Source organism: Paenibacillus pini JCM 16418 (assembly GCF_000576305.1).
Classification (GTDB): domain Bacteria; phylum Bacillota; class Bacilli; order Paenibacillales; family Paenibacillaceae; genus Paenibacillus_AQ; species Paenibacillus_AQ pini.
This window is the reverse complement of sequence record NZ_BAVZ01000007.1, coordinates 112,345-135,141: the sequence shown is the minus strand read 5'-3', so window position 1 is coordinate 135,141 and position 22,797 is coordinate 112,345. Positions and strand designations below refer to the sequence as shown.

The following is a 22,797-nucleotide window of genomic DNA, read 5'->3' as shown; positions in this document are numbered from 1 at the left end:
GTAAAATATCGTCTGATTGTAAGTACGACTTACCCCTTCTGGGTAATAGTCATTAGCATGAATAATCTTCCTGAGTAACTTACCCTTATTAGACATATTTTAAGCTAAATGAGGATACCTTCTCTTTCTTTAAAGCGACGCACCAAAAATTCACTGTCAACATTAGTAATGCCTTCAATGGATTGAAGTCGAATAAGATATCGCTCTACATGTGTTTGATTATCCATAAGCGCATGTACATGAAGATGTGGCCCACCACTCATTTGATATACATTCGTTATCTCATCATCCTCAAGAAGCAAATTAGCAATAGACTCTAACTTGTCCCACTGAACTTCAATATTTAAATAGACAGACATGTTCTTTCCCGCCTTCAATGGATTCACAATGATCGTAAACTTATCAATGATTCCTTGCTCCATTAGACCATGGACACGCTCTCGAACTGCCGCACGTGTTAAATGAACCATTCGGCCTAACTCTGCGTGACTTAGCCTCCCATTCTCCAGAAGAAGCTTCACAATCTGTGCATCCTTTTCGTCCATTTGGCTAAATAGCATGACACATCTTCCTTTCTTAATTTACAAATGTATATTTAACATGAAACAAATGATCTCAATTGTATATTAATTATTATACAATCGTTGTATAATAGGCACCATATATAGCCAATTGGGGTATATAAGATATTATTAATTTTACAGTTACATAAGCATGCATTGCAATCCGATTCATGCAATTAACAAACGGGATGGTGTTTTTACTTGATTATTTTCTCATTACAAATCCTTCTCATTTCCATTCTTGCCGGTATTGTTGGCTCTGTTTTAGGACTTGGAGGGGGAATCATTGTAACGCCAGCATTGACCCTGTTATTCGGAGTCAGCATCGAACACGCTATTGGGGCCAGTATTATATCGGTAATTGCTACTTCCAGCGGTTCAGCAATAGCGTATATCCGCGACCGCATTACTAATTTAAGGGTGGGTATGTTTCTTGAAATTGCCACGACGATCGGTGCAATAACAGGTGCTTTTATCGGTGGAATTATAGCTCCTAATCTGCTTTACATCATCTTTGGACTGTTGCTCATTTATTCTGCAGTCAATATGATCAAGAAGAAAAAAGGCGATCAACAAGAGCAGATAGAGATGCATCCAGCCGCGCAGAAGCTTAAACTTCAAGGAAGCTACTATGATAAAGCGATTAAAGAGAATATTTCCTACAATGTAGGAAATGTATACGGTGGTTTTGGCGTGATGTATGGGGCAGGTATTATTTCCGGTCTACTCGGAATCGGCAGTGGCAGTTTTAAAGTTATGGCTATGGATGTATTTATGAAGTTACCTTTAAAAGTTTCAACAGCAACCAGTAATTTCATGATGGGTGTCACGGGTGCAGCTAGTGCAGGTGTTTACCTACTCCGCGGGGATATTGATCCTCATATTGCAGGGCCAGTCGCTCTGGGCGTATTAGCAGGTGCTACGCTGGGTGCCCAAATTATGCAACGTCTAAAAAGTAAAACGATTCGAATGCTATTCATACCCGTGCTCGTATATGTAGCCATTCAAATGATCGTTCAAGGAATGGGGCTGAGCAAATGAACGATAAAAAAACGGATATTCAAGACGTTGAGCTCGCTGTCAGCCGTTGGCTTCGCATAGGCGTTATCCTTAGCGCCGTGGTTATCCTAATCGGACTGATCTTACTCTTCATTACAGGAACTAGTGGTTACCCAGGTAATACGTATCCGCATAGCCTATCCGATATTTTTAATGGTGCCATCGAATTGAAGTCTTACGCTGTCATTACCGTTGGTCTTATCTTACTGATCCTGACCCCCGTCCTGCGAGTAGCCATCTCGATATGGGTCTTTATGCGCGAAGGCGATAAACTGTATATGGGTATTACGACAATCGTACTCCTCATTTTAATTGTCAGCTTTGTCCTTGGTAAAGCATAATAAAATATAATAAAAAGGGGTGTCCCAAAGTCATACCAATGACTTAGGACACCCCTTTCGTCTATAGAAAGAGAATCGTTCGTTGAACATGCTGAGCCATTATCTTTTATCCTCATCATCTGATGCAATGACATTCGTTTCATTTCGTTCATCTTGACCACTAATATGGGAAATTGGCATCGCCGGAGAAGTGAGAATCGCTTTTAATTGCTTACGTCTAGACTTGGGACTTAACATATATAGCGTATCCCCTTCTTCAATCTTGGTATTACCTCTAGGCGTTATAATTTGTTCATTACGGATGATGGCCGTAAACAAAATATCCTCAGGCAAATCAAGCTGTAAAATTTCCTTACCAGCGATTGCCATCGTCTTGTTTACTTCGATATGATTAATTTCAGATTTTGTCTTACCAAGTGCAGTTAACTCCAACAACGAAGGGTTAGATGGTTTGACATCGCCCGCTAAACCAAGCTTGTTTGCAAGCGGCGATATCGTTGCACCTTGAATAATTGCCGAAGTCAGGACAACGAAGAATACGACATTAAAGATTAATTGGGCATGCGGCAAGTGAGCCAATAGTGGGTACGTAGCTAAAACAATTGGCACAGCACCCCTTAGTCCCGCCCATGATAGTAATATTTTCTCGCGGAAAGAATACTTCATAAGTATCGTACTGACAAATACCCCAATAGGCCTTGCAACCAGCATTAAAATTAATGATAGGACGATCCCTTGACCAATAATGTGAGGTAGCTGTTCCGGGAACACTAGAAGACCCAGCAGCACAAACATCATAATCTGCATCATCCATCCAAAACCCTGATTGAAGTGCATGATGGAACGTCCATAGGTTAGATCCGAATTACCCAAAACAATTGCTGTGACGTATACAGCCAATAGGCCACTACCACCTACAACTGAGGTCGCTCCGTAAGCCAAGACGGCAAATCCTAGCGCCATAACAGGATACAGCCCTGATGAATCAAAATTAATTTTATTAATCATATAAACTGCAAGTTTACCAATTAGTATACCTAGAACCAAACCAATTCCCATCTCCCATATGAACGAAAGGATCATAAGGTAAATAGGTGAATCCGGAGTTGCAATCCACTCAATCAGTGAAACGGTTAGAAACACCGCCATTGGATCGTTACTACCTGATTCCGCTTCGAGCGTAGATGTAATCTTTTTCTTAATGTTTTTGCCACCCAGAACTGAAAATACCGCTGCAGCATCCGTCGAACCGACAATTGCCCCAAGCAAAAAGCCCTCAGCCCAAGAGATGCCCATAATATATTTAGCTGTCACACCTACCACAAAAGTAGTCAGCAGAACACCAACTGTTGCAAGCGATAATGCCGGACCAATGACCGGCTTGATATCATCAAACTTGGTCTGCATCCCGCCTTCAAACAAAATAACGATGAGTGCAAATATACCCACGATTTGAGTAATCAATGCATTATCAAAATAAATAAATCGATTAAGTATCATCCCTACAGCAATAAACAATACAAGTGCAGGCATACCGAAACGTGACGAAAATTTTGTAGTAAGTACACCTACAAGCAGCAGGCCGGACAGCAGCAAAATGAGTGAATTAACTAATGTTGTGGATTCCATAGCCTCGCCTTTCTTAAATTGAATGAATTATATAACCTTATATTTATATAAACCATGTGCTATAAAGTACAAACTCGCCATGAAAAATTCTCATCTTTAATTTCCAATATTCACTTGATCCATAGTGTACAATATCCTGTAACAACCTTTTTTATACTGTATATTTTGAAAAAAATTTATCTTTATATATGTTATTTTTTTCTATTTAAAAAAAACAAAAATGGCGCAGCTAATATATAGCCTGCGTCATTTGATTTAAACCTATATAATATCCATTTTACTTCGGTGCAGGAACGATCGTTTCTGGTGTCACGCTCGGAAAACGAACCACAGCTTCCGTTCCATTATCCTTCTCGCTTGTAAAAACAACCTGGCCATGCATCGCTTCAATAATGCGGAAGGTTACCATCAGTCCAAGGCCCGTACCTTTATTTTTATTAGAAAAATAAGGTTCTCCGAGACGTGCTAAATCAGATTCGTTCATACCTTCACCCGTGTCTTGAATATGAATATAAACTTCGTCGTTTTTTGAATAAGCCCAAATATGAATTTGCCCGTCGCCATTAAGCGCTTCAATACTATTCTTGATCATATTAATAAAGGCCTGCTTAAATTTGGAGGAATTACCTCGAATCCATAAATCATTAGGGATATCCGTTGTCATCTTCCCTCCCTGAAAATTTGCAAGAGGGATAAGTATTCCTTCGATATGACGGAATTCTTTAGAAATATTCAGCAGTGTAACCTGCTCAATCTCTGGTTTGGCGAACGTAAGAAAGTCCGTAATAATGTTAGACGCTCTTCCCAGTTCCTCAAGTGCAAGCGTAAGATATTCCTTCTCCTTATCTTTCGACTTTTCTTGCAATAACTGCAAGAAACCTCGTGTAACCTGAAGAGGATTTCTTACTTCATGTGCGACCGAAGCTGCTAATTCACTAATGATCTCCATCTTTTCTGCACGCTGCAGTTCATTACTAAAAATTTCAAGTTCCCGAGAATATACCACAATCTGTTCATGATTATGTGCAAATTTACGTCCTAAGATAATAATGAGCGAGATAACGAATGCAAAGACTCCCCATTTCCACCAGAACATCTCATAATTTTCTTTTTGGATATAGTACCATACCATTTCGCCACCACTTACGATGGCAAAAATTGCAAAGCCCGTTGCAAATATGGCCGCGTCCTTATTACCACGGAGTGCATAAATCATAGTACTTCCTACAATAAGTATAAGCTGCATGATCATGACAAGCCCCAGTACTTTGACCGAGACAAAATAATAAGCATCAAAATAGCGATTATCAAACATCTTATTCACAAACATAAATATAAGGATACCTACCGAAAATACAATTTGAAATCTGCGAAAATTCCGTATGAAGCGTATGTTCCCAATATTCACTGTCTTCTCAAAGAATAAAGTCATAGATGGTAATAGAGTAAACAGTGCAACATCGTACATTAGAAGTAATGATTCACCTTTATCTTCGTCCAAACTGTACAAAAACGGTGAATAGGTCAAAATCAGTACGCCAATAGACATAATGATAATAGATAGAGTAATCCAACTGACTAGCTGAATTCGATTTAGAAAAAAACCACATATAATCATAATGAATGCGATAAACACATAGGAACTTCCCAGAATGACATCCTCAAGGTTAGCCTTCTCATATAATTTAAGCATCATCTGATAGTCGCCAGCCATTATATTACGGTCAATGCCAATGCGGTCTCTTACTGCCTCAATGTGAACAGATACTATTTTACCTGAATCTTGTTTACTTAGAGGTAGTAACACTTTATTCGTATCATACATAAAATTTCGGCTAATTTCGTATACTTTGCGATTGTCTATGTAGAGCGTAATATGTTGTCCATACACACGTTCTATGTACATTGCAGAAGAACTCCATGGGAGCGCCGGAACCCTGATTTGATACCAGACGGAATTGACATCACTACGTTTAGGAGGAAGGGGTTGATTCGATACTAGCTCTTTCCACCCATTGGTAGAGTTAACTCTCTCCAGTCCTCCACCTCGGTCACCCTTCTCTTCCCATTTGAACTTCTTGCTAATGATAACTGTAGCAATGGATTCATCTGGAGCCGTTCGACTTGGAGGAGGAATGAATAAGACAACGATCATAAGAATGATAGCCAGTATAATGGAGCACTTCATCGCCAATCTCATTTTAACACCTCGATGAGTGATTATTTTTAAGCCAGAAGTCCTATATTACACTAAAATATTTTTAAAAATTACATATTTTCCAAATAAAAGAATCGATATATAATGAAATAAATCAAAAGAATCAATTAATATAGATAAATTGAACTATTCATCATGTAAACTATAAATGAATTAAGCTATTAATTAAACACTTATTCCTGAAAAAAGTTTAGCTTTTGTATTCGCCTATTAAAAACAAATTTAAAACGTAAAGGTGATGTAATGAAATGGTTAGAAGCATTTGAAGTTGATTTACGATATGTATTTGAAGAATCTGAGTTTATCATTACAAAATTTCCAGAATCATTTCGCGAACAAGGGCTATTGTACTTACAATCGTTCCATGCACTCGGAGAAGGAAGCTCCAAAAATTATATATGCTATTTACTTCCCTTCTGGATGAGCGATATGACAAACCTGTCCAACGAAACTTGTCGTAGACTATCTGTTGGAAACATATTTGCAATGCTTTATTTTTTTATTCAAGATGACATCATGGATACAAGGTTACCACCCGGCAAAGAGAAATTAGCGCTAGCGAACTTGTACTATATTACGTTTTTGGAAATTTATCATTCTTTTTTTCCAAGCGACTCTCCATTCTGGCACTTATTCCAGCAGTACATTTACGAATGGTGTGTGGGGGTAACAAGCAGTTATGGTCAAGAGAACGTTATGGATAAGCCGTTACGGCTAGCTGCTAAGGCATCTCCTATCAAGCTTTCAAGTACAGCTGCACTGCTATTAGCCAAGCAACCTGAGCTAATCACTCCAGTTTCTGACCTATTGGATCATGTTCTAGTGACACTACAGATGGCTGACGATTGGGCTGACTGGAGAGAAGATCTAGAACAAGATAGCGACAATGGGCTTCTCTCGATGATTCATTCACTTGTACCACATACTAGCCAACTTTCATATGAAGTGGTACATCAATACATTACACTCAAGAGCGCTATGAAACTATACGTTAACACGGCTACTCTCATGCAAGAGTACGTAATTCAGACTAATCTTCCTCTTCCTCATCTCATTTCATTTCATACCTATTTACTGAATGCCCTGCAAAAGGATGCTGAGAACATTGAAGAGGAGAAAAACTCACTCCAAAAAGGGGGACTATACCACTGGATCTCAAAAAATGCACTCGGTTCATAGATTTCTAGATTCTCACATGCTATATTATATAGGTAATATTAACCAGTATTTATGAGGAGGGTGAGATTGTAATGTCAACGGAAGTTCTATTTCAAAATCAGCTTGTTCAGTTAGCATGGCAAGATCCAAGTTTTAAAGAGAGGCTTATGAGAGATCCCAAGTCTGCAATTAAAGAAGCCTTTGGTATTATTATTCCAGAACACATTAAGCTTAAAACTGTTGAAGAATCCGCTCATGAGTTTTATCTCGTCATTCCTCCTAGTCCCGCAGATGTGTCAACTATCGATCCTTCTACTAAAGCAACCTGGTAATTCATTAAAGTTCATTTAACAACTAGATATAGACATATAAGGCTGGGAACTGGCAGTAACCCGTTTCGTTGTATCATCAGTCGTTAGCTGATGGTAATCGGATGATTGCTTCCGTTCCCACCCCTTTTTCACTTTTAAATTCGATACTTCCATCCATTACCTCAATAATTCGATACGAAACCATCAGGCCTAGACCTGTTCCTTTTGTTTTACTTGAAAAATAAGGTTCTCCAAGCTTAATAAGCTCATTAGCGCTCATTCCTTCTCCATTATCCTGAATATGGATGACTGTCTGATCCTCTTCTTCATAAGCCCAGATATTAATTTCCCCATTTTCTGACAAAGCCTCAATACTATTCTTAATCACATTTATGAAGGCTTGCTTTAATTTCGAAGAGTTACCCTTCACGCGAAGATGAACTGGAATTTGCATTTGAATACGTCCGCCTTGCAGGTTCGCTAACGGCATCATGATGCCTTCCACATGCTTCAGCTCCTTATTTAAATCTAATAGAGTAATAGATTCAAACTGAGGTTTCGCAAAAGTAAGAAAATCCGTAATAATATTCGAAGCACGGTCAAGCTCTTCAAGAGCCATCGTAATATAGATTTTCTCCTGATTACTATATCTATTCGTCAAAAACTGGAGAAAACCCCTTGTCACTTGCAGTGGATTCTTCACCTCATGAGCTACAGAAGCGGCAAGTTCACTTATAATAGATAACTTCTCCGATCGATGCAGATCCGTGTTAAACAGTTCTAGTTCCTTAGCGTATTTAATAACCTGATTATGATTTTGGGCATAGTTTCTTCCCAGTACGAGAATCAGGGACAGTATAAATACCGTAACTCCCCATTTCCATATAAACAAATCATAGCTGCCTGAACGGATCAAAAACCATATGAATTCAGTAACACATGTGATTTCAAGTACTATCAACCCTACCGCTAATAATATCCCGTTACGATTACCTTTGAGAGCTTGCATTATCGAATGCACTGTTAATAAAACCAACTGTACAACAACTATTAGCACAAACATATCAACGGTCAGATTATAGTACATCTCAAAAAAATTCCGAGGTATTACTAAATAAACAACTAAACATATAAAACAAACAATAGAGTATGCACATTGAAATTTACGAAACTTAGTCAATATCGAATGATAGCCGGTACCTAATACAAGTTCAAAAAAATACGTCATTGATGGAATCAAGACAAACAACGCAACATCTAGAAGCTGAAGATATACATCACTATAGTCATTATAAAAGGTATATAGAAATGGAGAGTATATAAGCACTAATACGCCAAAACCCGCAATAATTATACTGAGAGATATCCAGCTGGAGCTATGTACTTTATTTAGGAAAATGGAACAGATAAAAATAACAAGAGCTATAAACAGGAATGAGCTGCCTAATATTATATTGATTACATCCTTTAGTAAAAACTGATGTAATAGATCCTCGGAATTACCGATTTGGGGAAGTTCTTGTATACCGACCTGATCCTTCGTGGTTTGAATCCCGATATATATATTTTTACCTCCACCGCTAACTTCAAGGGGCAAAAATATATTGTTTTTATCATACAAAAAACGAATATTCGAAGAATATATTTCTTTATTTTCTAAAAAAACTTTGATCCTTTGACCAAAAATGTTGCTAAGTAGCATTCCAGGCCTGTCAAATTTTATGGTAGGTAGATGTATTTTTATCCAAGCGGTAGAATTCGAATACGGTTTCTCGGGTAAAGTATCTCCTTCACTCATATTACTCCATCCATCATCTGACTTTATAGAAGGAGGGCCTTCATCTAATTCATCCTGGTCTCCCCATTTCATTTGCCATTTCATAATATTCTCAGTGGAACCTTGCTGCTGCTCCGCATAGGTTCGTTCAGGTAACAAAATGAATAGCAGAAAAAAACATGTAAAAAGTACGTTTCTTACATTCATGGCCTTGGGTAAAGCTTCATACATGCACCTCGAAAATTAATATTTGTGACAAAAACGTATGATAAAAACCATGTTCAAATTGAAACACTTACAAAGAGTGTTAAAAGCATATTTCAAGCAATCTTAATCAAATTCTATTAATTATCGTATAAAAATCTATATTACTCAACCTTTATGCATAAAAAATCATGACTAAATTAGTAAAATCATAAAAATGTTTCATAAAATACACTCTAGTTTATAGAATTACCAACAAAAACAATTTTTCCCTGTACAAGGGAATCGAGGAGGAATTACGTCATGCAAGATTCACATAAAAATGTAGAAGTAGAACGGACCGAAGTTCATAAAAATTCAGATTCGAGTTTGGTTGCATCAACGTTCATTAAATACGCAGCATATATCATTATATTTTTCGGGTTCCTTTTCTTTCTCATCCGCTACGTGTTTCCAAAATTCTAATCGTTTTATTTGTAATAAAGAAACCGCACCTATATAACAGAGGCTCATGAGATGCCTCTGGGTTATATAGGTTTATGAGAACAAAATTAGGGTAAGGGTAGATATAAGAAATCAATATATCGAAGGAGATGTTAACGATGGCAGAAGATCCTAAAACCACAGCAGATCTTACATACAATCAATATAATGCTTTACGCGATGTCCCAGAAGATCGGGATATCCCCAATGATGATATAAAGGATGTTAATACCCAGACTACTCAAAGCATCAGCCGTGAACCGGATGCAGTCGATATTGATTTTTATAGACATGCCGATGTAAATGATCAGGTAGAACAAGATAAAATAACGACGCATGCTAAACCAAGTTACGAGGATGTTCTCCCGACCGTGGCTGGTGAAGAAGACGAGGATTATCTGCATGAAGCAGATATTGAACATATTGAAGACATTGAAGATACGGATGAAGATGAATCCGAACTTGAAGATATACCGGATGCAGATGATATACAGGAAAATTCGCCCGTTGACCCCTCTGCTCCACCTTTAGAAGACATGCACGGCACGGACTTAATCAATGGATTTAATGGTGAGGATCCCGAAGAAGGATAATATCAAAGATTATATTTATCTTATGGAGAGGGGCCTACTTAAATAAGGCCCCTCTCCTTTCATCTAAACGAAAACAACCTCGAATGCAACCTAATGAACCAAAGACCCGTCTATAATCATGTGAAAGAATATACATCAGAAGGGATGACATCATCATGAGTAATAAAATAACAAAGAGCATCGCACTACTTGGACTTTCGATGGCACTTAGCAGCGGAGCCGCTGTAGCTTCAGCTAATCAGTCGCAAGATTCCGCGTTTAATGCGGTTCAGAATACAGTACAAACCGTTATGGTTAACGGCAAGACAATCTCATCAGGATACTTACAATCTGGAGGTAAAGAAGTAATGCTTCCTCTAAGAGATTTGGTTGAAACTCTAGGTATGACACTGAAATGGAATCCAGATGATAAATCAAGTGAGATTACAAAAGGCACATTGTGGACAACCGTGAAAACGGGTGAAGACCGTTACACTATTAATAAAATGTATACCTCTCTTGGTACTGCACCTGTGATCGTAAATAATAAACTCTATGTGCCTGCATCCTTTGCTAGTGAAGTGCTTCATGCCATAGTAAAAGTGGAGGGAAGCTCCGTGTCCATCTCATTCCCGGAACAAGAAAAAACGGCAACGACTCAGGGAGTTATTACTGAAATTAAAGATAATGACGGTCACATCTCGATTCATCTGAACGGCATCCAGGGAGATGGAATCGTGCTGAATGTAAGCAAGGATACTGTTTTTCAAACTTCCGAAGCCAAAGCACTAAAATTATCTGATCTTACATTGGGTATGAGTGTGAAAGCCGAGCATTCACTTGCAACGACAATGAGTCTGCCACCACAAACCGCTGTATACACGCTTACAGTTACTGACAAAATCGAAACTGCTGAAATTATCGGTACAGCGGGTACGATTGCAGAAGTGCGCACAAATGAAGCTGGCGTAGATAAAAGCATCCTTATTAAGGGTTTAGGCCTAACGGAACAATCACCTAAAGAAGTTGTACTAAATTTGAGTAAAGATACGGTCTTAGTCGATCAAAACGGTATGAAGGTAGAGCAAGCCTCATTAGTGAAGGATGCTAAAGTCATTGGATTCTACACCCCGATGCTGACTAGAAGCCTTCCTCCTATAGGTAATGCAACTAAAATTATGCTACAAATAGCAACAGAGAATACAGAGCCAGCTCTTTAAAACTAGCACTCATGGCTAAATTCATCTTTGAACATCAAAACGGAGCCCCCTATTCCAGTAGGGACTCCGTTTTGTTATGTCAGGCCTAATAGAATAACAAGTCCGTAGCCCATGGCTGATAAAATAAGTGATCCTATAAGACCTGCTACAAATGGCTTAATTCCTTTACGTCTGAATATGGCCACATCTACATTTAAACCCAAGCCTGCCATTGCCATTGCGATGAGAATGTAAGCAAACGTAATGACTTGGCTAGTTAAAGCTGCGGGAATGATGCCTAGTGTATTCACTCCACTCATCACAAGAAAGCCTAGGACAAACCATGGAATCGGAATCCCTTTCTTCTTGTTCTCTCCCTTTTCTTTGCGACCCGCCCAGATTCCAATGAAAATGGATACAGGGACCAGTAGTGCAACCCGAGTCAGTTTCACAATCACTGACATATCTTCTGCGACTTTACCGCCCGGCGCTGCCGCTGCAATTGCATGGGCCACCTCATGTAATGTACTTCCTGCAAACAGCCCGTAACCTGCTGGTGATAAACCTAGAATGGGATAAAGTCCCACGTATAGAAGTGTGAATAATGTTCCAAGTATAGCAACCGTTGCTGCACTAATGGCGGTCTCTTGTTCATTTGCTTTAATCTGAGGGGCAATTGCGACAACGGCTGCCGCTCCACATATCGCAGAACCACAAGCCGTTAGGAGTGCCATTTTGTTATCTACCTTCAGTAGTCTGGCCGCGCCGTATACGATAACAATAGTCACTGTAATATTAATGATTGCTAGCAACAGCACTTTCGGACCCGCATGAACAATATCGGTCAAATTCAGCCGCATGCCAAGCAGGATAATCCCGAGACGCAGCAATTTTTGATTTGAAAATGCGATTCCCTTCTTGGTATACTCGGGTACACCCACACTAGCTCTATAAATCATCCCCAGCATAATCGCAAGAACGAGCTGCCCCATGATGCTAAGGAAGGGAAAGGTTGCAAGTCCTTTGGCTATTAAAGATATGATCAAAGTAAGTCCGATGCCGAGTATAAAACCGGTTGAATTTTTCTTACCTGCCAACGCTGATTGTTGATCCTGCATAAGCCTGTTCCTCCTGTCAACGTTCCATGATGTATTATGCATTTATCATAAATCTAATATGTGAAGGAGAGAAATACCGATTTACTATACTAATAATGAGAAATACTTATCATTGAAGACCAAGTTAAATACGCGTATTGTATATACAAAAGATAATATAGTCCATGAGAGGATATACATATGATCACAGAAACATTGAAAGTATTTGTCACCGTTGCGCAGCAACGTAACTTCTCCAAAGCAGCCGTATTACTTAACCTGTCTCAGCCGGGTGTCAGTTTACATATTAGAAATTTAGAGCAGGAGTTCGGAGCTAAGCTTATGCACCGCACATCTAAGCTTGTGAAATTAACTGAGGCCGGGGAAATACTGTTTGCGCAAGCGCAGCAAATGCTTGGATTATACGAAGAAGCGAAGCAGCGTATACATCTGCTTCGCGATGAAGTGACTGGTTCACTGCACATCGGTGCAAGCTTCACAATCGGTGAATATATTATGCCATGGGTACTGGCAGAATATGCACAGCAATATCCCCATGTGGAAGTTCAGGTACATATCAGCAATACCAATACCATTGTTCAAGCCGTCCGTGCAGGGCGCTTCGAGCTTGGACTAGTTGAAGGTATAGTAGATGCTAAAGATGTTCAAATTTCGCCTTTTATGAAGGATGAAATGGTCCTTATTGCCCCGCCGGAACATCCACTGACAATGCTTAAAACGGCAGACATTAAACATCTTCAGCATCAAATTTGGGTCATGCGCGAAAGTGGATCAGGCACCCGAGCATACAGTGATAAGCTGATCGAACATGGAGACTTGTCCGTGAAGCGAAGCTATGTCTTTAATAGCAGCCAAGGGGTTAAGGAAGCTGTTGCTGCCGGTCTCGGCATAGCCCTACTATCTCGCTTAGTTATACGCAAAGAGTTAGACAGTGGAGAGCTATGTGAGATCCCAATAAAAACAATGAAGCTTAGCCGCGAACTATCTATTGTGCAGGATAAGAATCAACCTCAGATAATGGCTGTACAGAAATTTATGCAATCGTTAGATCGGCATACGAGAACACTTTAATGAAATCTTATGCCGTTTTTTGATTGTCAGTAGCATTCGTTAATGAATGTGTAGCGGAGGAATTCTTCTGATATGCTATAAAGTAAGCCAGACCCACAAATACAACACCACCGATTAAGTTACCAATGAACACTGCACTAAAGTTAGGGAAGTACTGCGACCATGTCATTTGCCCAGCAAAGATGGCTGCCGGAATAAGAAACATATTCGCCACAACGTGCTGAAAGCCAATGCCTACGAAAGCCATGACAGGGAACCACATACCAAGGATTTTACCAGCAACATCCTTGGAACCAAATGCAAGCCAAACACCCAAGCACACAAGCCAGTTACAACCGATACCGGATATTAAAGCCTGTAAGAACGAATCATGCACTTTAGCATTGGCTATCGCTACGGTTTTAGTCAGAAAAGCACCTTCTGTCAAACCAACAACGTGACCAAAAAAATAAGCAACAAATATGGCACCTATGAAGTTACTGATTGTTACCACAACCCAGTTCTTCAATACAGATCCAAAACCGATTTTACGAGAGAACCACGCGATTGGGAGCGTCATCATGTTCCCCGTAAGCAGCTCTCCGCCGCTAGCACAGTTAAGATTAGTCCCACTGGGAATACTGCCGCGCCTAGAAAACTAGTAAAGGATCCCCATTCTTTAGGAGCAGTGCCGATAATCCGGATATCAAGTAGAAATCCAAATGCGATAAACGCTCCAGCTAGAAAACCCAAGATAAGTAATGATGGCAACGACAGTTTGGATTTCTTTACTCCGGCTTCTACAGCAATCTCGGCGATTTGCTGCGGTGAATTGAAAGACATCAAAATACCCCCATTTTTAAGTATGAATACGAACCTCATGCTGAGCACACAACAAAAAAACCACCACGAACCATCCCTTAGTCAAGACTCAAAAGGAATGATTTATGCCGGTTAAAGCTCCTACCCGTTACCTATAGGAGAATCAATCACACATATGGCCATATTCTATAAAGCTTGTGCAGTACCTACACACACTCCATTGGAATATGACAATTCATACACATGATATACGTGTTATGAATTGTTTGTCAACAATGTGAACAATTTATTTCGAGAAAAAACAAATTTAACCACCGATATGAGACATTTCCACTTTCTTGCCCCTGTCGTCTTTTCCTTTACCGCGATCTAACGAATAGCATCATGTCTGCCTGTCCATATCGAAATGAGATGCTCTTCGAGCTCCTCATCGGAGGCCTCAGAACGCAGTAGTGGCCGTAGATCATGCCCCTCCGAAGCAAATAGGCAAGTATAAAAAGTACCTTCGGCAGATAGTCTTCCCCGTGTGCAGGTAGAACAAAAAGCATCGCTGACCGAAGAAATAATACCAATTTCCCCTTTGCCATCTTTGAATTGGAATCGTGAAGCCACTTCACCTGTGTAATTGGGAGCCTTCGGCTCCAGCGGAAACTTGGCGCTAATACGTTCAAGTAGCTCCTGCTTACTGACGACATGTTTCCAATCCCATCCATTGGTATTACCTACATCCATAAATTCGATCATGCGTAGAATATGTCCTTTATCGCGGAAATACTCTACCATGGGCAGAAGTGCATGTTCATTCATGCCTTTTTGCACAACCATATTTACTTTCACAAGCAGTCCGGCAGCCGCTGCCGCTTCAATTCCTTCAAGAACAGGCTGAACGCGGGATTTACCTCCGTTCATTTTCATAAACGTCTCATCATCCAGTGCATCCAGACTGACAGCTACCCGCATTAATCCCGCTTCTGCAAGTGATTCAGCATGACGCGCTAAAAGACTTCCGTTTGTCGTCAGCGCAATGTCTTTAATGCCTGAAATTTCAGTCATTCGGCGAATAATTTCCGGAAGCTCTTTACGTAGGAGTGGCTCACCACCAGTAAGTCGTATCTTCTCAACACCCAAACGGGCAAATATACGAGCAATCCGCGATATCTCATCAACGGATAATAAATGTTCTCTAGATAAAAAAGGATAATCTTTATTGAAAATTTCTTCTGGCATACAGTAACGACAGCGGAAATTACAGCGATCCGTTACCGAAATCCGCAAATCACGCAGGTTGCGTTTATAATGATCATCCAGTTCCATTGCTTATCACTCCATTTCAGGGCGTAGTTGAACGGACTGATCCTGGCACTCCACGATTCGGTGAGAATGAGTATATACATTGCATGAACTGCCCCGAATAAACCCAACAACGGTAATGCCAAGATGCTCAGCAAGTTCAAGTGCCAATGCGGTCGGTGCTGATTTAGATAAAATCATACCGCATCCAATCTTTGCAACCTTCAGCAAAATTTCAGAGGATACCCTGCCACTAAATACAATGACCTTATCCTCCATTGAAATGCCATTTTTCAGACAGTGACCATATATTTTATCAAGTGCATTATGTCTTCCAATATCCATACGCATTAGAATAATGCCATTGCGATCACATAGAGCGGCATTATGTACCCCACCTGTATTCGTAAACGTCACTGCACCATGCTGCATATCATGCACGAGACGGAAACAATCATCGAAGCTTAGCTCGACCGATATATTTTGCAAAACTTTAGCTGTTCGAGCATCGTTAAAAAACACAAACCCATGGCGGCTGCTTCCACAGCAAGAAGTTACATACCGTTTACTAAACATCTGGCGATGCAAAGGACTCCATTTATCCACTGTTACATGCACAAATCCTTCGTCTTCTTGAACCCATAGGTTATTAATATCCTCGTACCGAGTGATAACACCTTCTGAAGCTAGGTAACCTACGGCCATGTCTTCAATGTATTCAGGTGTACACACCAGTGTCGCAAATTCCTCACCATTAATTTTGAGAGTTACAGGATGCTCTGTTACGATTTCATCCGTGATTTTGGAAATGATTCCTCGTTCATAGCGGATAATATTACCCTGTTCTCTCGTCGCTGTATTCATTGGCTTCATCCCTGTTCTATATTTTTCTCGAACATAAAGACTGAAATGGCCACATCCTCATCCACCTTGATATCCGTAAATAAATGAACAAGCTTCGAGCCGCATAGTTCCTCTAGGCCCTCTGGAATATGATGTTTATACAAATCTTGAATCATGTAAGTTCTTGCACTATGAACCATCTTTTTACCATCTGGTGTTTGCGCAATAAACTTCTCAGTTGGCGTGAAATTACCGTACATTCGCGTAATAGCCATGTTCTCTACAAATGTAGTATGAATACGCTCCGGACCCTTGCCGAACGTGTCTTTCCTGACTTTACGGATGATATCATTAAAAGCTACTTCTTTCTTCATCCAAATAATCACCTCGTTACAAGTTAAACACTATACTAAATCTTAGTAGTATTGTACAGAATAAATCAACCTTGTTTTTTTAAATGGAAAGAGTATAATCAGGGCGAGAAGATTGTTTAAATTTAAGATGACGGAATGATACATTAGTAGGCCAATGCTGATGAATTACTCCACTATAACTTGCCGCATCTAAGAACTGCGGACAAGTTTAGTGGAGTTTTTTTGTTTGCACGAAGAAAATTTTGCTGTTAGATTGCCCAGTTTTTTTGTTTTTGTAACAATTTTTAGGGGAAAAGGGGTTATTACGTGAGCCAAGAATTACTAAACATCACGCTTAATGGGCAACCATTTGAAGTCAAGTCAGGTATGAGTGTCATTGAGGCGATTAACCTTGCAGGACTTGAACATCCACAAATTTGTTATGTACCTGAAGTCGATCCAATTCAAACATGTGATACCTGTATCGTTGAAATTGATGGTAAACTTACACGTTCTTGTGCTACGAAAGTAACTGCGGGAATGAATATCAAATTATCTTCAGCGTCAGCTAAGGCTGCACAAACGGAAGCAATGGACCGGATTTTAGAGAATCATTTACTGTACTGTACAGTCTGTGACAATAACAACGGAAATTGTAAACTTCATAACACGGCAGAAATGATGGAAATTGAGCATCAAAAATATCCCTACCGTCCGAAGGTTGATCCTTCTGAGGTCGATATGTCTCATCCCTTTTATCGTTATGATCCTAATCAATGTATTGCCTGTGGACAATGCGTAGAAGTATGCCAAAGCCTACAAGTAAACGAGACTCTTTCTATTGATTGGGAAGCAGATATTCCTCGTGTAAAATGGGATGCCGGCACTTCCATTAATGACTCTTCTTGTGTCAGCTGTGGACAATGTGTAACCATTTGTCCATGTAACGCCTTGATGGAGAAATCCATGTTAGGTGAAGCTGGTTTTATGACCAATATGAACGAAGAAGTGCTTAGTCCAATGATTGACCTCGTCAAAGAAGTAGAACCTGGATACGGTGGTATCTTTGCAATATCTGAAATCGAAGCAGCCATGCGAGATACAAGAACTCGTAAGACTAAAACCGTCTGTACCTTCTGTGGCGTAGGTTGCTCATTTGAAGTATGGACGAAGGGCCGCAAGATTCTAAAAGTCCAGCCTTCCCATGATGCGCCTGTAAATGCAATCTCCACATGTGTTAAAGGTAAATTCGGCTGGGATTTCGTGAATAGTGAAGCTCGTGTAACGACTCCACTCATTCGCCAAGGTGATGTATTTGTTGAAGCCACATGGGATGAAGCATTGTCACTTGTAGCTGAGCGTCTAGGTGGCATTAAAAAAGAGTATGGTTCTAACGCACTCGGATTTATTTCTTCTTCCAAGATTACGAATGAAGAAAACTATGTCATTCAGAAACTTGCTCGTCAAGTATTTGAGACGAACAATATCGATAACTGTTCCCGTTATTGCCAATCTCCGGCATCAGACGGATTGATGTCAACCGTAGGTATCGGCGGTGATGCTGGCACTATTAAGGATATCGCCGCCGCTGGCCTCGTCATTCTAGTAGGATGCGCTCCAGCAGAAGGACATCCAGTACTTGCATCACGCATCAAACGTGCACATAAACTTCATGGTCAGAAGCTCGTTGTAGCCGACCTACGTAAGCATGAAATGGCAGAACGTTCCGACCTATTCATTCGTCCGAAGCAAGGAACAGATTTTGTATGGATTTCCGCGATTACCAAGTACATGATTGATCAAGGCTGGCATGATGAAGCTTTTGTACAGCAACATGTTAATCAATTTGGAGAATACAAAGACTTGCTCGAGACGTTCACACTTGAATATGCTGAGAAAGAAACAGGTATCGAAGCAGCTACACTGATTTCCATAGCTGAAATGATTCGTGACGCAGATGGAACTGTGATCTGTTGGGGTATGGGCGTAACTCAGAACGTTGCAGGTTCCCACACTTCAGCAGCGATCTCTAACTTACTTCTAGCTACCGGTAACTACATGCGTCCAGGAGCAGGAGCTTATCCGCTACGTGGACACAACAATGTACAAGGTGCCTGTGATATGGGTACGTTGCCACCATGGCTACCTGGATACCAGCATGTAACCAATGACGAAGCTCGCGCTCGTTTCGAGCAGCATTATGGAGTTCCTATCTCACCAAAGCCTGGTATGGATAATGGTCAAATGATTGATGCGATTGACCGCGGCGAATTGAAGGGGATGTACCTTGTAGGCGAAGATATGGCATGGGTAGATTCCAATGCGAATCACGTGCAAGATGTACTCGCTAAACTCGATTTCTTCGTCGTACAGGACGTATTCTTGTCCCAAACGGCTCAATTTGCAGATGTCATTCTACCTGCAGCTCCATCACTGGAGAAAGACGGTACATTTACGAATACGGAACGTCGTGTCCAGCGTTTACATCAAGTACTTGAGCCAATGGGTGACTCGAAACCAGACTGGTGGATCACCATGCAAATTGCCAAACGTCTCGGATTTGATTGGTCTTATACACATCCAAGTGAAATCTTCGCAGAGATGGCTAGCTTAACTCCATTCTTCTCTGGCGCAAGCTACGACATGTTGGAAGGCTGGGGAAGCTTCCTATGGGGTTCACTTACTGGCGAAAGCACACCGCTTCTATACACAGATGGATTCAATTTCCCTGATAAAAAAGCCCGCTTCTCGCTTGTAGGATATATTCCTCCCGTTGAATATCCGGCGGAGTTCGATCTTGTACTCAACAATGGCCGCCTACTGGAACAATTCCATGAAGGTAACCTGACAAATAAATCGCATGGTATTAATCTTAAATTACCCGAAGTATTTGTTGAAATTTCGCCTGAACTGGCTGCGCAGCGCGGAGTTGAGAGTGGATCGATGGTCCGTCTAGAATCGCCCTACGGTGCGATTAAGCTGAAAGCTCTAATTACAGACCGGGTACATCGTAATGAACTGTATGTTCCAATGCATTCTGTTAGTCATGAGAATGCGGTTAATCTACTAACAGGTAATGCGGTTGATGTACGTACACACACACCTGCATATAAGCAAACAAAAGTACGCCTGCAAATTTTAACTGTCAAAGGTACTAATCCATTACCACTGACGAATCCACGGAACAAGAAGCGTCATCCGCAACAAGGCGTGGAAGTGCAGCGCAAATGGAATCGTCCTGGCTATGTTTCACTCGTAGATTAAAGGAAAGGTGGCATAACAATGGCTCAACCCATTTCGTTCATACAGAAACGTGTATTAAGTGAAGAAGAACTGAAGCAACAGTCCTTGGAACAACTCAAAAGTTATATCGCAGAGAATGAACAAGCGTTAGAAAAAGCGATGTCGGTCATAAGTGAGCTGCACGGCAGCGGTATCTTAGAAGCAGCAGAATCTCTACTTAAAGCGAAAGCAAAAGTAGCCGAAATTGCCTTGCATCAGGCTAAACGTCCTGAGATGACGAACATGATCAACAACGGAATTGCTGCAGCGGGAGCATTAGCTGCAATCGAACCCGAGCAAACTGCAAAGCTGCTGAATAGTGTGGCCAAAGGATTGGAAGCAGCCAATGAATCGCAGCAGCAAAAGGTTAGCGTATTTACGCTGATGAAAGCCTTAAAAGATCCTGATGTTAACAGAGCCATCGGTTTTGGCCTTCGCTTCCTCAAAGGTATGGGTAAAGGACTAGGCGAGAAATAAAATAGTTGAACACAATAATAAAAAGCTAGAGCTGTCACATGCAAACTGGCGGTTCTAGCTTTTTAAATTCTATTTTACATATCAAAATAATGCGGTGTATTCATCCATTGTATATAATCCATTGGACCTTTAACTTGTAAAAGTGCAAAGAAGTATCGATATGGCCTTCTTATCTCATGTAATATCGGGAAAGCATCTATACTTTCGTATCCTCTTCTAAAAGCTATCGCTCTTTCTAAATCTAAACTGCATTCTAACGGGATTAAATCTAACTCTCTTGGTCCTATAACATAAGCTTCCGTATCCACTATTGCAGTTATTTTATCGTCACTAAATAGAAATTGACGTGCATCGAAATCAACCATGACATATGAAGCATCACTTGGATCAGGGAGTTCAAGTAGTCCTTGTAGAATCTCATCATACTTGGACAGCTCCTGAAGATCAGTATCATATCTATGTGTAATCTCACTCAGCACTTGCGTCAGACGCTTGTTAAATTCCGTGACAGGGTATCTGAATGCTCCACCCATATTACCGCACTCATTAAACCTTCTACTATGTATAATCGCTAGATCCTTTCCAAACGATTCAAGTATTGATGGTGAACAGTCGATAAACTGACGTTGGTTACCCTCCATCTTGTTAACTACAACAAATTCTACATCTTCTATAATCGCTTTCCTTAATACTTGAGGGATTGGAATAGGACTAATTGCTGCTAATTCTTTATTCATGAACTCCAATTCAAATGTTCGACATAACTCATTCCCAAATAGCTCTCTACAACCATATAAAAAGGGGCATCCGAATCCTCTCTAACTCCCGATGCCCTGACAACGACCTCTTCTTTCGAGGTTTTGATAAGCCATACATCACTTGCGTGACCACCTAAGTTATCTTGTGTTTCAATAGGCTCTTCAAATAAACATTCTACATTCAAATGACTCAGTCCTTTCAATTCAGACTTCATATGTACACGCAAACTATATACGAACTAATTAACCCAAAATTAGGATTACTTCTCCGTCATATACTTCTAAATTTGAGTATTTCATGATTTCATCATACTGCTGGTGAATAGGATATAACAACGAATGCATTAGCTTATTTAGAGGAGGCATGTGTCATGAGTCTTGCTCAAGCTCTGGGTTATACGTCAGATGACAAGCTATTAATCATCAATGCCGATGACTATGGTATGTGTCATTCCACCAACGCTGGAATTCAGCAGCTTCTTGATGAGAAGGTGATTTCTTCCGCTACAATTATGATGCCTTGTCCCTGGGCGAAAGAGGCTGTGCAGTGGGCTGTCTCTCAACCCCATGTCGATATCGGTGTTCATTTAACGTTTACGAGTGAGTGGGATACCTATCGCTGGGGGCCTGTCTCTCGGATACCCACTGTATCTACCCTACATAGCGCAGAAGGATATTTTCCGTCAGACTGCCTTACGTTTGAACAAACCGCTCATCCCGAACATGTATATATAGAAATGATTGCCCAAATCAATTTAGCACAACAGATGGGAATCGTTCCTACCCATCTGGATAACCACATGGGTAGCCTATATGGACTTGAATCCGGAAATGATTATCTAGGCATGGTTATTGATATTTGCGCCCAATTAGGGCTACCATTGCGCATGCCAAGATATTCGGTTGATGGATTAACACTTCCAACCGAAGCTTTACGAAGACTACAGCATCGTGTGAGGCAGGCTGATGCTCTAGGCGTTGTCATCCCCGATTATGTGATCAATCTACCTTTTAAACAACAGCTAGGAGGAACTTATTCTTCGTTTAGAGATTTAGTAGCCTCCTACCTCCATTCACTCAGACCGGGTGTGACGGAAATGTATATTCATCCCGCGATTGTGACCGAGGAACTCAAATCCATTCATTCTGAATGGAAACAAAGAGATATGGATTTCGAAGTGTTCCGCGATGCTACCATTCGGAGATTGATACAACAGGAACATATCCATATTATTACTTGGCGAAATTTGCAGATATTACAGAAATCACTCTGACATCTATTCACATAAA

At 40.5% G+C, this 22,797-nt stretch carries 19 protein-coding genes and 2 pseudogenes; 10 read left to right on the top strand and 11 right to left on the bottom strand.

The features are described from left to right. Window positions 1-104: 104 nt before the first annotated feature. Window positions 105-560, bottom strand: a complete 456-nt coding sequence (locus tag JCM16418_RS12095) for an Lrp/AsnC family transcriptional regulator (protein ID WP_036649132.1) — start codon at window positions 558-560, stop codon at window positions 105-107. Window positions 561-764: 204 nt separating this feature from the next. Here JCM16418_RS12095 and JCM16418_RS12090 point away from each other — a divergent pair, with 204 nt between their 5' ends. Then, window positions 765-1,604 (top strand): sulfite exporter TauE/SafE family protein, encoded by an 840-nt coding sequence (locus tag JCM16418_RS12090; RefSeq protein ID WP_036649128.1) that lies wholly within the window; start codon window positions 765-767, stop codon window positions 1,602-1,604. After that, entirely contained in the window at window positions 1,601-1,963 is a 363-nt protein-coding gene (locus tag JCM16418_RS12085; protein WP_036649125.1) for a DUF1634 domain-containing protein, read from the top strand. Before JCM16418_RS12090 ends, JCM16418_RS12085 begins: the two co-directional genes overlap by 4 nt. 99 nt (window positions 1,964-2,062) lie before the next feature. On the opposite strand, the gene JCM16418_RS12080 is transcribed toward JCM16418_RS12085, so the two are convergent. Then, on the bottom strand, window positions 2,063-3,592 hold the full coding sequence (locus JCM16418_RS12080; protein WP_081765418.1) for a potassium/proton antiporter: 1,530 nt from the start codon (window positions 3,590-3,592) through the stop codon (window positions 2,063-2,065). Between the two features lie 277 nt (window positions 3,593-3,869). Then, window positions 3,870-5,792: an ATP-binding protein gene (locus JCM16418_RS12075; protein WP_052020236.1), complete on the bottom strand. Its 1,923-nt coding sequence runs from the start codon at window positions 5,790-5,792 to the stop codon at window positions 3,870-3,872. Window positions 5,793-6,053: 261 nt separating this feature from the next. Between JCM16418_RS12075 and JCM16418_RS12070 the strand changes: the two genes are divergently transcribed. Together JCM16418_RS12070 and JCM16418_RS12065 are read left to right on the top strand one after the other, a co-directional pair. Next, window positions 6,054-6,989, top strand: coding sequence for a hypothetical protein (locus tag JCM16418_RS12070; RefSeq protein WP_036649120.1), 936 nt, complete (start codon window positions 6,054-6,056; stop codon window positions 6,987-6,989). A 71-nt stretch (window positions 6,990-7,060) separates the two neighbouring features. Then, window positions 7,061-7,300 (top strand): NHLP leader peptide family RiPP precursor, encoded by a 240-nt coding sequence (locus JCM16418_RS12065; RefSeq protein ID WP_036649118.1) that lies wholly within the window; start codon window positions 7,061-7,063, stop codon window positions 7,298-7,300. A gap of 76 nt (window positions 7,301-7,376) precedes the next feature. Here JCM16418_RS12065 and JCM16418_RS12060 read toward each other — a convergent pair whose 3' ends face one another. Continuing rightward, entirely contained in the window at window positions 7,377-9,215 is a 1,839-nt protein-coding gene (locus tag JCM16418_RS12060) for an ATP-binding protein (protein ID WP_158442429.1), read from the bottom strand. Window positions 9,216-9,862: 647 nt separating this feature from the next. Here JCM16418_RS12060 and JCM16418_RS25900 point away from each other — a divergent pair. Beyond that, window positions 9,863-10,336, top strand: a complete 474-nt coding sequence (locus JCM16418_RS25900; RefSeq protein ID WP_242403811.1) for a hypothetical protein — start codon at window positions 9,863-9,865, stop codon at window positions 10,334-10,336. A 155-nt stretch (window positions 10,337-10,491) separates the two neighbouring features. Next, window positions 10,492-11,535, top strand: coding sequence for a copper amine oxidase N-terminal domain-containing protein (locus tag JCM16418_RS12050; RefSeq protein ID WP_036649116.1), 1,044 nt, complete (start codon window positions 10,492-10,494; stop codon window positions 11,533-11,535). 74 nt (window positions 11,536-11,609) lie between these two features. Here the strand turns inward: JCM16418_RS12050 and JCM16418_RS12045 are convergent, their stop codons facing one another. Next, window positions 11,610-12,632 (bottom strand): YeiH family protein, encoded by a 1,023-nt coding sequence (locus JCM16418_RS12045; RefSeq protein ID WP_036649114.1) that lies wholly within the window; start codon window positions 12,630-12,632, stop codon window positions 11,610-11,612. Between the two features lie 180 nt (window positions 12,633-12,812). On the opposite strand from JCM16418_RS12045, the gene JCM16418_RS12040 reads away from it, so the two are divergent. Next, entirely contained in the window at window positions 12,813-13,703 is an 891-nt protein-coding gene (locus tag JCM16418_RS12040; RefSeq protein ID WP_036649112.1) for a LysR substrate-binding domain-containing protein, read from the top strand. A gap of 7 nt (window positions 13,704-13,710) precedes the next feature. On the opposite strand, the pseudogene JCM16418_RS12035 reads toward JCM16418_RS12040, so the two are convergent. The 4 genes and pseudogenes from JCM16418_RS12035 to JCM16418_RS12020 form a co-directional block, all read right to left on the bottom strand. Next, window positions 13,711-14,525: pseudogene (locus JCM16418_RS12035) on the bottom strand (formate/nitrite transporter family protein). Between the two features lie 286 nt (window positions 14,526-14,811). Continuing rightward, window positions 14,812-15,818: pseudogene (moaA, locus tag JCM16418_RS12030) on the bottom strand (GTP 3',8-cyclase MoaA). Between the two features lie 6 nt (window positions 15,819-15,824). Then, window positions 15,825-16,667 (bottom strand): formate dehydrogenase accessory sulfurtransferase FdhD, encoded by an 843-nt coding sequence (gene fdhD / locus JCM16418_RS12025; RefSeq protein WP_081765417.1) that lies wholly within the window; start codon window positions 16,665-16,667, stop codon window positions 15,825-15,827. Next, entirely contained in the window at window positions 16,664-17,011 is a 348-nt protein-coding gene (locus JCM16418_RS12020; RefSeq protein WP_036649107.1) for a Na-translocating system protein MpsC family protein, read from the bottom strand. Before JCM16418_RS12020 ends, fdhD begins: the two co-directional genes overlap by 4 nt. A 327-nt stretch (window positions 17,012-17,338) precedes the next feature. Between JCM16418_RS12020 and fdhF the strand changes: the two genes are divergently transcribed. Both fdhF and JCM16418_RS12010 read left to right on the top strand, forming a co-directional pair. Then, window positions 17,339-20,254, top strand: a complete 2,916-nt coding sequence (fdhF, locus tag JCM16418_RS12015; protein WP_373280709.1) for a formate dehydrogenase subunit alpha — start codon at window positions 17,339-17,341, stop codon at window positions 20,252-20,254. 18 nt (window positions 20,255-20,272) lie between these two features. After that, window positions 20,273-20,749: a helical membrane plugin domain-containing protein gene (locus tag JCM16418_RS12010; RefSeq protein WP_036649103.1), complete on the top strand. Its 477-nt coding sequence runs from the start codon at window positions 20,273-20,275 to the stop codon at window positions 20,747-20,749. A 74-nt stretch (window positions 20,750-20,823) separates the two neighbouring features. Here JCM16418_RS12010 and JCM16418_RS12005 read toward each other — a convergent pair whose 3' ends face one another. Both JCM16418_RS12005 and JCM16418_RS12000 read right to left on the bottom strand, forming a co-directional pair. Beyond that, window positions 20,824-21,486: a phosphotransferase family protein gene (locus tag JCM16418_RS12005; protein WP_036649101.1), complete on the bottom strand. Its 663-nt coding sequence runs from the start codon at window positions 21,484-21,486 to the stop codon at window positions 20,824-20,826. Beyond that, the gene (locus tag JCM16418_RS12000; protein ID WP_148298794.1) at window positions 21,483-21,734 is read right to left on the bottom strand and encodes a hypothetical protein; all 252 of its coding nucleotides are present in this window, start codon (window positions 21,732-21,734) and stop codon (window positions 21,483-21,485) included. Before JCM16418_RS12000 ends, JCM16418_RS12005 begins: the two co-directional genes overlap by 4 nt. A 144-nt stretch (window positions 21,735-21,878) precedes the next feature. On the opposite strand from JCM16418_RS12000, the gene JCM16418_RS11995 reads away from it, so the two are divergent. Beyond that, complete coding sequence (locus JCM16418_RS11995) at window positions 21,879-22,781, top strand: polysaccharide deacetylase family protein (protein ID WP_036649097.1); 903 nt, start codon at window positions 21,879-21,881, stop codon at window positions 22,779-22,781. Window positions 22,782-22,797 lie beyond the last annotated feature (16 nt).